A 12,356-nucleotide genomic window follows, 5' to 3' on the forward strand; every position below is an offset into this window, starting at 1 on the left:
CGACACGCCACACCCCACCCGGGGGTTCTCCTCACATCAAGCCGACACGCCTGCTACCAACGTCCTGGCCGAGTACACCTAGCCCCGAATCAGTCGACGCCGTTGTCCCGCCCTCGCGGCGGGATGACGGTGTCGGCGATCAACGCCAGTTCGCGCCGGTTCGGCGGCTCGCCGGTCAGCAAGAAGTGGTGGTTGATCAGCGCCGGTCCGACCCGCGCCGTCAGCGGCGTGACCGAGGCCGCGTCGATCTCGCCGTTGTCGATCGCGGCCCGAAGGATCGACTCCACGATCTGCAGCCGCGGGCACACCACGGCGTCGGCGAAGATCGCGCGCATCTCCGGTTCGTGCAGGAGCTGGTGAACGATGTCGATGCCGGGAAAGGCGGTCTTCCCGGCCAGGACGTCGCGGTGGGCGGTCAACAGCGTCAGCAGGTTTTCTCGGGCCGACCTGCCGGGGCGCAGCTCGGGCAGCGGCGGCAGCGTGTAGACCAGGGCGGCGTGCACCAAAGCCTGCTTGCTGCACCAGCGGCGGTACAGCGCCGCCTTGCCGGTGTGGGCGCGGGCCGCGATCCCTTCCATAGTCAGGCCGCCGTATCCAACCTCGGCCAGCTCCGCCAGCGTGGCCTCGTAGAGCGCGCGTTCGAGCACCTCGCCGCGCCGGCGGCTGCGGCTACCGCTGCGACCTTGGGTGAGCTGGGGCATTCGTCGATAGTAGCCGTCGGCGTTCCTAGCTGCTGAGCGGCCGGCAAAACTGGTGCCGCGTTCTCACGGAGGTACTGTGCGTCCATGTCCGAGACTCCGCGGCTGCTGTTCGTCCACGCGCATCCCGACGACGAAAGCCTCAGCAACGGCGCCACGATCGCGCACTACACCGCCCGCGGGGCGCAGGTGTCGGTGGTCACCTGCACGCTGGGCGAGGAGGGCGAGGTCATCGGCGACCGCTGGGCCGAGCTCGCCGTCGACCGGGCGGACCAGCTCGGCGGCTACCGCGTCGGCGAGCTCACCGCGGCGCTGCACGCGCTGGGCGTCGGCGAGCCCGTCTATCTCGGCGGCGCGGGCCGCTGGCGCGACTCGGGCATGGCCGGCACCCCCAGGCGGCGCCGGCAGCGGTTCATCGACGCCGACGAACGCGAGGCCGTCGGCGCGCTGGTGGCGATCATCCGCGAGCGGCGCCCGCACGTCGTCGTGACCTACGACCCGAACGGCGGGTACGGGCACCCCGACCACATCCACACCCACAGGGTCACGACTGCCGCCGTGGCCTCGGCCGGTTTGGGGCCCGGCACCGGCGACTACCCGGGCGAGCCCTGGACGGTGCCGAAGTTCTATTGGTCGGTGCTGTCCGAGACTGCGATGGACGACGGGTGGCGCGCCCTGAACGACGACGACCTGCTGCCGGGCTGGACGATCCCGCCGCGGGAAGCGTTCGACTTCGGCTATGCCGACTCCGACATCGACGCCGTCGTCGAGGCGGGCCCGGAAGCGCGCGATGCCAAGGCGGCGGCGCTCGCCGCCCACGCCACCCAGGTCGTCGTCGGCCCCACCGGGCGGGCCTGCGCGCTGTCGAACAACCTGGCGCTGCCGATCGTCGCCGACGAGCACTACGTCCTGGTGGCCGGCTCCCCGGGCGAGCGCGACGAGCGCGGCTGGGAAACAGATCTGCTTGCAGGACTTGGTTTCACCGCCGAAGCGACGCGGTAGGCTGCCAAACAGGCAGCCACGGAAGGAACTCGCGATGGACCCCGACCTGGACCCTAACCTTCAGCATTGGCAGGACCGACTCGACAGCCTGCAGTGGGTTATCGGCTCCATCCTGTCCAACATCGACAGCGTCCCGACCTGACCGAAACAAAGCCACGCGCCGCGTCCCTCGAGGACAGCGGCGCGACGGACCCCGCGATTCGTTTCGTCGTACTGGCGCTGCTGACCGTCGACGGCGTTCTCTCGGCATTGGCCGGCGCGCTGCTGCTGCCCTCCTATATCGGCTCGGTCCCGTTTCCGATCAGCGGATTGATCAGCGGATTGCTCAACGCGGCGCTGGTCTGGGCCGCGGGGCGATGGGCCCGCTCGCCGCGGGTGGCCGCGTTGCCGCTGTGGACGTGGCTCCTCACGGTGGTGGTGCTGAGCATGGGCGGACCCGGCGATGACGTGATCCTGGGCGGCCAAGGGCTGATGCGCTACGGGGCCCTGGTGTTGATCGTGCTCGGGGTTGCGCCGCCGGTGTGGGTGTTGTTGCGGCGCGGCCACTGAGCGCTTTTACTAAGGCACGTTCACGCCGATCGGCGGCAGCGGGGGCAAAAAGCTGAGCACCCAGTAGATCTCGGTGTTGATGAACTGGTTGACCGATGCGGTTGTGGCCGCCCAGATGTTGTTCAGGCCCTGCGTGAAACTGACTGTGCCGTCGATGAAGTCGATGGTGTTGAACAACACGCTCTGCACGATGGGCTCGAAAAGGTAGTAGAAGAAGTTGATCTGCGGGGCCAGCCAACCGACCCACGGCAGCCAGCCGGCCGCGTACGCGGCCAGGTTGAAGCCGTACTGCACCCAGGGTTCGATCGCGAGGTAGGCGGCCTCGATCGCGTCCCCGATCGAAACCAGCGCGTTGGCCGCGGGGACCACGGCGGCGGTGGACGCGGCGGCCGGCGCGAGGAGCGCGCCGGCCGCGATCGCACCGATTCCCCCCACGGGCCGCAGCAGCAGCGCTTCGGCCTGACCGACGGCTCCGGCGGCGCCGTCGAGGAACCTTGCGCCCGTGCCGCCGAGCACCCCGGCGGCACCCGGGAAACCCGACCCCAGCAGGGCGCTCTCGATGCGGTTCACCGCGCCCGACACCGCGCCGGCGGCGCCGCCGCCCAGCGCCGGGTTGCCCAGCGTCGCCGCGGCGGGCGCGTCGACCGCGTCGGCCAAAGTCCGCGCGGCGTTGGCCTCGGCCGCCGCATAGGCGCCCGCCCCGGCGGTCAGCGCCTGAACGAACCGCTCGTGAAACGCCGACACCTGCGCGCTGAGCCGCTGGTAGTCCAGCCCGTGCTGGGAAAGGAACGCGGCGACCTGTGCCGACACCTGGTCGGCGGCCGCGGCCACCACTCCAGCGGTCGGGCCCGCGACGGCCTCGTTGGCGGCGTTGAGCATCGAACCGACGCCGGCCAAGTCCGAAGCCGCTGTGACCAGCGCCTCCGGGGCCGCGAACAGGAACGACATCGCACACCTCCGCTGAGTTAGCACGGATGGTATCGCGATCACAGTTCGACCGACGGCAACTCCGTCAAACACTTGACCAAAGGGCTCGGGCGCCGCCGAAACTCCCCGAATCCCGACCGCGGGCCGCCGGTAGCCTGGCGCTACTGTTGCCCGTATGGCACCGCCGCCCATAGTTTCGATCGGGACGCACGGATGAAATTCGATCGCGGGAAAGTTACACCAACGTGCCACTGACACCGGAGCGTCCGGCCCAGGAGCCTGTCCCTCTACCCAGCCCCGTTGTCCCGGCCGCGGCCTTCGCCAAGGCCAGCGCGTCTGCCCTGCGCCGCGTCTTGCGGCGAGCCCGGGACGGGGTGGCGCTGAACGTCGACGAGGCGGCCGTCGCGATGACCGCGCGCGGCGACGACCTCGCGGACCTGTGCGCGAGCGCGGCGCGGGTGCGGGACGCGGGCCTAAAGTCGGCCGGACGGCGCGGGCCCGGCGGCGGGCTGGCGATCACCTACTCGCGCAAAGTGTTCATCCCGGTCACCCACTTGTGCCGAGACACCTGCCACTACTGCACCTTTGTCACCGTTCCCGGCAGGCTGCGCGCCCAGGGCGCCGGCATGTATCTCGAACCCGACGAGATTGTCGACATCGCCCGCCGCGGGGCCGAACTCGGTTGCAAGGAGGCCTTATTCACCCTCGGCGACCGGCCGGAGGACCGGTGGCCGGAGGCTCGCCAGTGGCTCGGCGAGCGCGGCTATGACTCCACGCTGTCTTACGTGCGGGCCATGGCCATCCGCGTGCTGGAGGAAACCGGGCTGTTGCCGCACCTGAACCCGGGCGTGATGAGCTGGTCGGAGTTGTCGCGGCTCAAACCGGTGGCGCCGTCGATGGGCATGATGCTCGAGACGACGTCGCGGCGGCTCTTTGAAACCAAAGGGCTTGCCCACTATGGCAGCCCGGACAAGGACCCCGCGGTCCGGCTGCGGACCCTGACCGACGCGGGCCGGTTGTCGATCCCGTTCACCACGGGGCTGCTGGTGGGCATCGGCGAAACGCTGACCGAACGCGCCGACACCCTGCACGCGATTCGCAAGTCGCACAAGGAGTTCGGACACGTCCAGGAAGTGATCGTGCAGAACTTCCGGGCCAAGGAGCACACCGCGATGGCCGCGGTCCCCGACGCCGGCATCGAGGACTACCTCGCCACGGTGGCGGTCGCGCGGCTGGTCCTGGGGCCGGGCATGCGTATCCAGGCGCCGCCCAATCTGGTCTCGCGCGAGGAATGCCTGGCGCTGATCGGCGCCGGAGTCGACGACTGGGGCGGTGTCTCGCCGTTGACCCCAGACCACGTCAACCCCGAACGCCCATGGCCCGCGTTGGACGAGCTGGCCGCCGTCACCGCCGAGGCCGGATACGAACTGGTGCAGCGGTTGACCGCGCAACCCAAGTACGTCCAGGCCGGCGCGGCGTGGATCGACCCGCGGGTGCGCGCCCACGTGGCGGCGCTGGCCGACCCGGCCACCGGCCTGGCCCGCGACGTGAACCCGGTGGGCGTGCCCTGGCAGGAGCCCGACGACGTGGAGTCGGCCGGCCGGGTGGACCTGAACGCGTCGATCGACACCGAGGGCCGCAACACCGCGGCCCGCAGCGACCTGCACAGCGCCTTCGGTGATTGGGAGTCGATCCGCTCGCGCGCGCAAGAACTGTCGGCCCGGGGCGCCAAAGCGCCAGAACGCCTAGACACCGACGTGCTCGCCGCGCTCGCCTCGGCCGAACGCGATCCCGCCGGCTGCAGCGACGACGAGTACCTGGCGCTGGCCACCGCCGACGGACCCGCGCTGGATGCCGTTGCCGCGCTGGCTGATTCGCTGCGCCGCGACACCGTCGGTGACGACGTCACGTTCGTGGTGAACCGCAACATCAACTTCACCAACATCTGCTACACCGGGTGCCGGTTCTGCGCGTTCGCGCAGCGCAAGGGCGACGCAGACGCGTACTCGCTGTCGATCGACGAGGTCGCCGACCGGGCGTGGGAGGCGCACGTACAGGGCGCCACCGAGGTGTGCATGCAGGGTGGCATCGACCCCGAACTGCCGGTGACGGGATACGCCGAGATGGTTCGGGCCGTCAAGGCCCGGGTGCCTTCGATGCACGTGCACGCGTTCTCCCCGATGGAGATCGCCAACGGGGTGACCAAGAGCGGGTTGAGCGTTCGCGAGTGGCTGACCGCCCTGCGCGAGGCCGGCCTGGACACCATCCCGGGCACCGCCGCCGAAATCCTCGACGACGAGGTGCGCTGGGTGCTCACCAAGGGCAAGCTGCCGACGTCGATGTGGATCGAGATCGTCACCACCGCGCACGAGGTGGGGCTGCGGTCGTCGTCGACGATGATGTACGGCCACGTCGACACCCCGCGACATTGGGTGGCGCACCTCAACGTGCTGCGCGAAATACAGGACCGCACGGGCGGATTCACCGAGTTCGTGCCGTTGCCGTTCGTGCACCAGAATTCGCCGCTGTACCTGGCCGGCGCGGCGCGTCCCGGGCCCACCCACCGCGACAACCGGGCCGTGCACGCCCTGGCGCGAATCATGTTGCACGGCCGCATTTCCCACATCCAGACCAGCTGGGTCAAGCTCGGCGTCGAGCGCACCCAGGTGATGCTCAACGGCGGCGCCAACGACCTGGGCGGCACGCTGATGGAGGAGACGATCTCGCGGATGGCGGGATCCGAACACGGGTCCTCGAAGAGCGTGGCCGAGCTGGCCGCGATCGCCGAAGGGATAGGCCGCCCCGCCCGCCAGCGCACCACCACCTACGCCTCGCTGGCGGCGTGATCGGCGGCTTACCCGTCGGTGCGGGCGGGTATATCCGACGCCGTGAAGCGACACATCGACGGAGAGCGATTTCCCGAGTGGCGACCGTTTTCGGACGCGGTGCAGCAGCGCAGGCCCGACGCCGGCACCTGGTGTGAAGCCTGGACCGTCCGCGATATCGTCGTCCACCAAGCCGGAAACGCCGAAGAACTCGCCCGCGTGCTGGGCGCGCACGTACAGGGCGAACCCGTGGGCACCCGCGGCTTCGAGGAGCGCGAGGCGCCGCTGCGCGCGATGAGCGATGCCGACCTGTGGGACGCGCTGCACGACCGGATGGCCGCCCTCGACGAGGTGGCGGCGGCCGCCGAGGACCCGTCGCGGATCTGCAGCCGCGTTGGACCCGAGACGTTGGGCCGGGTCCGCCGACTGCTCAGCGGCTACTGAGGTTTTCGGCGTCCGATCAGTAGTTGTTGCAGCTGCCGGCCACGGCAAGCACGTCGTTGAAGTACGGCGCGGCCTGCGGCATGGCCTGGATCTGGCGGGCCATCTGCAACCGCTGCGGCGGCGGCGAGGCCAGGAAGTTACGCAGGTAGTTCACTGCGATCGGCGATGCGTTCAACTGCGCGGCCGCTGCGGGGTCCGTCGCGTTGAGCGCCGCCATGACCTGCCCGTAGTTGCAAGTCGTGTTGATGACCGGATCCAGCGGATCGGCGGATGCGATCCCGGAGCCAGCCGTCAACGCGAACGCCGCACCGCCAACTGCAGCGACCAACTTAGTCAACGACAGCCTCACCATCTGTGGACACCTTCCCCTATCAATGCACCGTATGAACGGCGACGACATCTGCCCAACGGTTGCCGTCTGAGGTCGAGGTTACCAGGCCCCGCGAGCGTTCTTCCATCGCAACCGTTATCGCACAGGAACCACATAACGTAACTCTCCGCAGGTCACCGGCCTGCCCACGGTATTCGCCGTGGGTGAAACCCCCGCCGCCGGCGAGCGTGAAGCCGGGCGCCCCGGGCGGCGTTCGGATTCGCGCCCGGCCCGATTGTCGGCACGCCCGTGCCGGGTGGTTGACGTGTATGTGCAACGTCTAGTATCAGTAACCGAGAGCTCTCCGGCGAAGCGGCTAAAGCGCCGCGGCGCGCCGAACAGCAGCCCACAGGCAGCACATGGAAGAGACTTGAGGAGACGTCTGTGACGTACACGATCGCCGAACCTTGCGTCGACATCAAGGACAAGGCGTGCATCGAGGAATGCCCGGTCGACTGCATCTACGAGGGCGCCCGGATGCTCTACATCCACCCCGACGAATGCGTCGACTGCGGCGCCTGCGAGCCGGTCTGCCCCGTCGAAGCGATCTACTACGAAGACGATGTGCCCGAGCAGTGGAGCCACTACACGCAGATCAACGCCGACTTCTTCGTTGAGCTGGGGTCGCCGGGCGGTGCGGCGAAGGTCGGCATGACCGACAACGACCCGCAGGTGATCAAGGATCTGCCGCCCCAGGGCGAAGGCGACTGAGCGGGCCGGTGCTGCCCGGGCCGGGGTTGCGGGCGCGGCCGGCCGTGTCGGCCTCCCTGCCGGAATTCCCTTGGGACACTTTGGCCGACGCCAAGGCGCAGGCCGCTGCCCACCCGGACGGCCTCGTCGACCTGTCCGTGGGCACCCCGGTCGACCCGGTGGCGCCGCTGATCCGTGACGCGCTGGCCGCCGCCGGTTCCGCTTCCGGATATCCGGCGACCGCCGGCACCGCGCGGCTGCGCGAATCGGCGGTGGCCGCGCTGGACCGCCGCTTCGGGATCACCGGGCTGGCCGAGGCGGCCGTGTTGCCGGTGATCGGCAGCAAGGAACTCATCGCCTGGCTGCCGACGCTGCTCGGGCTGGGATCCACCGACGCGGTCGTCGTGCCCGAGCTGGCCTACCCGACCTACGACGTCGGCGCCCGGCTGGCCGGCGCCCAGGTGGTGCGGGCGGACTCGCTGACCCAGCTCGGCCCGCTGACCCCGTCCCTGATCTACCTGAACTCGCCGAGCAACCCCACCGGGCGCGTTCTCGGGGTGGATCACCTGCGCAAGGTCGTCACCTGGGCGCGTGACCGCGGCGTGCTGCTGGCCTCCGACGAGTGCTACCTGGGCCTGGGCTGGGACGCCGAGCCGGTGTCGGTGCTGCACCCCGCGGTCTGTGACGGCGACCACACCGGGCTGCTGGCGATCCATTCGCTGTCTAAGAGCTCGTCTCTGGCCGGGTATCGGGCCGGCTTTGTCGCCGGTGACCCGACCGTGGTCGCCGAACTGCTGGCCGTGCGCAAACACGCCGGGATGATGGTGCCGACCCCGGTGCAGGCCGCCATGGTCGCCGCCCTGGACGACGACGCCCACGAACGCCAGCAGCGCGAGCGGTATGAACGGCGGCGGGCGGCGCTGTTGCCCGCGATCCGGTCGGCCGGCTTCGGGGTCGACCATTCCGAGGCCGGCCTGTACCTGTGGGCCACCCGGGGTGAGCCGTGCGCGGACAGCGTGAGGTGGCTGGCCGGCCGCGGCATCCTGGTGGCGCCGGGCGACTTCTACGGCCCGGGCGGTGCCCGGCACGTGCGGGTGGCCTTGACGGCCAGCGACGAGCGCATCGCCGCCGCGGCACAACGGCTGACCCAGGGCTGACTGCGGGCCTGACTTCGCGCGTCCGCTGCCGCATGCCCGCCGCGAACGGCAGAATGCATCTGCAAGGACGGCGCTTCGACCTCAGGCAAGGATTTGGTTTGTGACAACATCGGCTGGCGGTTCGGCGGGCAAGCTGTACATCCCGACCTCGGTGGGCGACATCGCCAAGCGGGTCTTTCTGGGAAAGCCGCTGATCACCGAGGAACTGAGGTCCGAGAAGCTGTCCAATCCCGTTGCCCTGGGCGCGCTTTCGCCGGACGCGATCTCGTCCACCGCCTACGGCCCCGAGCAGATCCTGATCGAACTGCTGCCGCGCGCGGGACTGGCGGCCTTTGCACTGCTGCTGCCGATCACCGGTGTCATTCTGCTGATCCTGGTGCTTGTGGCCGCGTCGTACCGACAGGTCCTGATGGCCTACACCCGCGCGGGCGGTTCCTACATCGTGGCGCGGGACAACTTCGGGCCCAGGGTGGCGCAGGTGGCCGCCGCGGCGCTGTTGATCGACTATGTGGTCACCGTGGCGGTGCAGTCGGCGGCCGGGACGGTGGCGGTGGTGTCGGCGCTGCCGGCGTTGGGTCCGCACAGCCTGCAGATCACGATCGGCGTCGTGCTCGTCATCTGCTATGCGAACCTGCGCGGATTGAAGGAAGCGGGCTGGCAGTTCGCGGTGCCGACGTACTTTTTCGTCGTCATGGTCGGGTTCATGATCGTGGTCGGCGTGGCCCGCGCGGTCACCGGCGACCTACCGGTTTACGACCCGGGGCAGGTGCCCGGAACGGTGCCGGTGCACCAGGGCGACGGCCTGGTGATGGGCGCGACCATCCTGACGTTGCTGCGTGCGTTCGCCAACGGTGGCTCGTCGCTGACCGGGGTCGAGGCCATCTCGAACACCGTCGACGTGTTCCGAAAACCGCAGGGCCGCAACGCCCGCCGGGTCCTCACCGCGATGGCGACCATCCTCGGTTTCCTGCTGGCCGGTGTCGCCTTCCTCGCCTACGCCACGCACGCCACGCCGTACATCAGCGAATACCCGTCGGTCCTGTCGCAGATCGCCAGGGCGGTGTTCGGCAACGGCGCGGTCGGTGACGCCTTCTACATGCTGGTGCAGGCCTCGACCGCGGCCATCCTGTTCACCGGCGCGAACACCAGCTTTAACGGCTTCCCGGCGCTGGCCAGCTTCGTCGCCGAAGACCGCTTCCTGCCCCGGCAGCTGACGAAACGCGGTCACCGCCTGGTGTTTTCGAACGGGATCATGACCTTGACGGCCCTGTCGGTGGCGCTGCTGCTGGCCACCGGCGGCTCCGTCAACGCGCTGGTGCCGTTCTATGCGATCGGCGTGTTCACCGGCTTCTCGATGGCCGGCTACGGGATGACTAAACACCATCTCACCGAACGCGAGGCGGGATGGCGGCGCCGGTTGGCGATCAACCTGTCGGCGGGGATCCTGTCGACGATCGTGGTGGGGATCTTCGCGGTCGCCAAGTTCACCGAGGGGGCGTGGCTGGTCGTCGTGGTCTTCCCGGTGCTGGTGTTCGTGCTCATCCGGCTCAACCGCGAATACCGCGCCGAGGCGGCCATTCTCGAGATGTTCCGCACCGACCGGCCCGAGCTGGTCAAGTACGCGCGGCATCGGGTGTTCGTCTTCGTGAACTCGGTCGACCTCGCGGTGATCGAGGCGCTGCGGTACGGCATGGGGCTGCGCGCCGACGAGCTCATCGCGGTGCACTTCATGGTCGACCCCGCCCACGCCGCGCACTTGCGAAAGCGTTGGGACCATTACGAACTCACCACGCGGCTGCGGGTCGTGGACTGTCCGGACCGGCGGATCAACCGGTCGGCGCAGCTGCTGGTCGCCAAGGCCCTGCAGGAACATCCGGACACCAACGTGACGGTGCTGTTGCCGCGGCGCACCTACTCCCCGCTGCTCGGTCGCCTGCTGCACGACCGCACCGCGGACAAGATCGCCCGCGCGGTCAGCCTGATCCCGGACGCCGCGGCGACGATCGTTCCCTACGACGTGGAGTCGCGCATCAAAGAGGCGTTTCCCGACGACTTCGAGCACCGGATCGCTCGGGCGCTCGACAAGGTCGAAGCGTGGGTGTCCAGGGACGAGGACCGCAATGTCGAGGCCTACGAACACCCCGAGCGGCCGCGGGCGGTGATCACCGTGGCGGGCCTGATCCCGGGGCAACGGTCCACCATCGAGGGACGCGTCAACCAGGTCGAGGACATCAACAAGCGGCGTCGAACGCTGCGCTGGATCGTCGTCGGCGACGACAGCGGCGAGATCAACGTGACCTTCCGCCCGGGGCGCGGGGGCGCGGACATCCAGCCCGGCCAGCTGCTGCGGATCACCGGAAAGCCCAGGCAGAGCGGAAACCGGCCGATGTCGATGATCGACCCGGTGTACGAGGTGCTCGAGGACCCCGCGGACACAGCCGAGTCTGACGAGGCCGAGGAGGCCGGCAAAAGTAGTTCAAAGTAGGCAGCGACTGGTCGCGCCGGGTTATGCGCCCACGCCCCAATGGAACACGCGCGAGGTGAGCAGCACGATGCCCAGCGAGACCGACGCCACGACGACGAGCCCTATCACCGCCACGACGAGCGGGCGCCACCCGGTGCGCGCTATCTGGCGGAAATCGGTGTTCAGTCCGACGCCGGCAAAGGTAAGCAGGAACGCCCATTTCGACACGTTGGCCAGGTTCGCGGTCTGACCCTTGCTCAGCCAGTGCGCGGTGGCGATCGCCGACACCGCCAAAAAGCCCAGCACGAACTTGGGGAACTTCTTCCAGACGAACGCCGCCTTGGCCCGGGCCCCCGGCGCGATCTCGTCGGCCTGCCCGCGCGCGGCCCAGTACAGCGCGAAGCCCAGGACGACGAACCCGATCAGCGCGTTGCGCGCCGACTTCACCAGCACGGCGATCTTGCCGGCGTGATCGGAAAACAGGTAACCCGTGGCGGTGGTCTCGGCGGTGTTGTCCACCGAGAGTCCCGCCCAGATGCCGAATTCCCGGTCGGTCAGGCCGATCCCGTGTCCCAGCGGCGGCAACACGAACAGGGCCACCGCGCCCAGCGCCAGGATCGCCGCGATGGCATAACCGACGTCGGAGTTGCGGGCCCGGATCGCGCCCTTGGCGGCGATGATGGCCGATACGCCGCAGATCGAGGTGCCGATCGCCAGCAGCGAGCCCAGCTTGCCGGACAGCCCGAACGCGCGCGCCGCGACGATGATGATGGTGCCCGCGACCGCCATGTCGACCAGGATCTGGACCAGGCTCAGCCCGCCCAGCTTGGCGATGTCGCCGAGCACGAACCGGGCCCCCAGCACCACGATGCCGACCTTGAGCCAGAACTCGTAGGTCTGCACACCGGGCCGAAATATCCGGTGCAGGCCGACGGTGTTGGTGATCAAAAGCCCGATCACGATGGCCCACAACACGTATTCGATGTCGGGCACCCGCCAGTGTTCGTGTTTGGCCAGCGCGTTCCACCAGATCTGGGCGTACTTGCCCAGCAGGCCGACTCCGATGAGCAGCAACAGGCCCGGCACATAGTCCAGCGGCCGGCGGCTGGTGAAGGCCGCCTCGTCCAGGGTTTCTTCGGGGTCGAAGCCCTCGGCGGGCTCGACGTGCGTGGTGGTCACCGCGCTCACCACGGAATCTTGGGTAGCACGCCGGTGACGGCCAACGCGGTG

The 12,356-nt window shown here is 69.3% G+C and carries 11 protein-coding genes; 7 read left to right on the plus strand and 4 right to left on the minus strand.

What is annotated here, in order from left to right:
- Positions 1-89: 89 nt before the first annotated feature.
- Positions 90-701 (minus strand): TetR/AcrR family transcriptional regulator, encoded by a 612-nt coding sequence (locus AWC19_RS00615; RefSeq protein WP_085076172.1) that lies wholly within the window; start codon positions 699-701, stop codon positions 90-92.
- 84 nt (positions 702-785) lie between these two features.
- Here AWC19_RS00615 and mshB point away from each other — a divergent pair, with 84 nt between their 5' ends.
- Positions 786-1,700 (plus strand): N-acetyl-1-D-myo-inositol-2-amino-2-deoxy-alpha-D-glucopyranoside deacetylase, encoded by a 915-nt coding sequence (gene mshB / locus AWC19_RS00620; RefSeq protein ID WP_085076173.1) that lies wholly within the window; start codon positions 786-788, stop codon positions 1,698-1,700.
- Positions 1,701-1,793: 93 nt separating this feature from the next.
- Positions 1,794-2,249, plus strand: a complete 456-nt coding sequence (locus AWC19_RS00625; RefSeq protein WP_085076174.1) for a hypothetical protein — start codon at positions 1,794-1,796, stop codon at positions 2,247-2,249.
- Positions 2,250-2,258: 9 nt separating this feature from the next.
- Here AWC19_RS00625 and AWC19_RS31060 read toward each other — a convergent pair whose 3' ends face one another.
- Positions 2,259-3,197, minus strand: a complete 939-nt coding sequence (locus AWC19_RS31060; RefSeq protein ID WP_085076175.1) for a PE family protein — start codon at positions 3,195-3,197, stop codon at positions 2,259-2,261.
- Between the two features lie 230 nt (positions 3,198-3,427).
- On the opposite strand from AWC19_RS31060, the gene AWC19_RS00635 reads away from it, so the two are divergent.
- Both AWC19_RS00635 and AWC19_RS00640 read left to right on the plus strand, forming a co-directional pair.
- Positions 3,428-6,022 carry a bifunctional FO biosynthesis protein CofGH gene (locus AWC19_RS00635; protein WP_142280899.1) on the plus strand — a complete coding sequence of 865 codons (2,595 nt, stop codon included), beginning with the start codon at positions 3,428-3,430 and terminating at the stop codon, positions 6,020-6,022.
- Between the two features lie 42 nt (positions 6,023-6,064).
- Positions 6,065-6,445, plus strand: coding sequence for a maleylpyruvate isomerase N-terminal domain-containing protein (locus AWC19_RS00640; RefSeq protein ID WP_245848618.1), 381 nt, complete (start codon positions 6,065-6,067; stop codon positions 6,443-6,445).
- Between the two features lie 16 nt (positions 6,446-6,461).
- Here the strand turns inward: AWC19_RS00640 and AWC19_RS00645 are convergent, their stop codons facing one another.
- Positions 6,462-6,794 carry a hemophore-related protein gene (locus AWC19_RS00645; protein ID WP_085076205.1) on the minus strand — a complete coding sequence of 111 codons (333 nt, stop codon included), beginning with the start codon at positions 6,792-6,794 and terminating at the stop codon, positions 6,462-6,464.
- A gap of 405 nt (positions 6,795-7,199) precedes the next feature.
- Between AWC19_RS00645 and fdxA the strand changes: the two genes are divergently transcribed.
- From fdxA to AWC19_RS00660, 3 genes are all read left to right on the plus strand, one after another.
- Positions 7,200-7,526 carry a ferredoxin gene (gene fdxA / locus AWC19_RS00650; protein WP_085076177.1) on the plus strand — a complete coding sequence of 109 codons (327 nt, stop codon included), beginning with the start codon at positions 7,200-7,202 and terminating at the stop codon, positions 7,524-7,526.
- A 44-nt stretch (positions 7,527-7,570) separates the two neighbouring features.
- Entirely contained in the window at positions 7,571-8,662 is a 1,092-nt protein-coding gene (dapC, locus tag AWC19_RS00655) for a succinyldiaminopimelate transaminase (RefSeq protein ID WP_085076206.1), read from the plus strand.
- Between the two features lie 100 nt (positions 8,663-8,762).
- Positions 8,763-11,147, plus strand: a complete 2,385-nt coding sequence (locus tag AWC19_RS00660; protein ID WP_085076178.1) for an APC family permease — start codon at positions 8,763-8,765, stop codon at positions 11,145-11,147.
- Positions 11,148-11,168: 21 nt separating this feature from the next.
- On the opposite strand, the gene AWC19_RS00665 is transcribed toward AWC19_RS00660, so the two are convergent.
- Positions 11,169-12,305, minus strand: coding sequence for a YeiH family protein (locus AWC19_RS00665; protein WP_372508554.1), 1,137 nt, complete (start codon positions 12,303-12,305; stop codon positions 11,169-11,171).
- Positions 12,306-12,356 lie beyond the last annotated feature (51 nt).

Origin of the sequence: Mycobacterium palustre, assembly GCF_002101785.1 — a bacterium.
In the GTDB taxonomy this organism is placed as follows: Bacteria; Actinomycetota; Actinomycetes; order Mycobacteriales; family Mycobacteriaceae; genus Mycobacterium; species Mycobacterium palustre.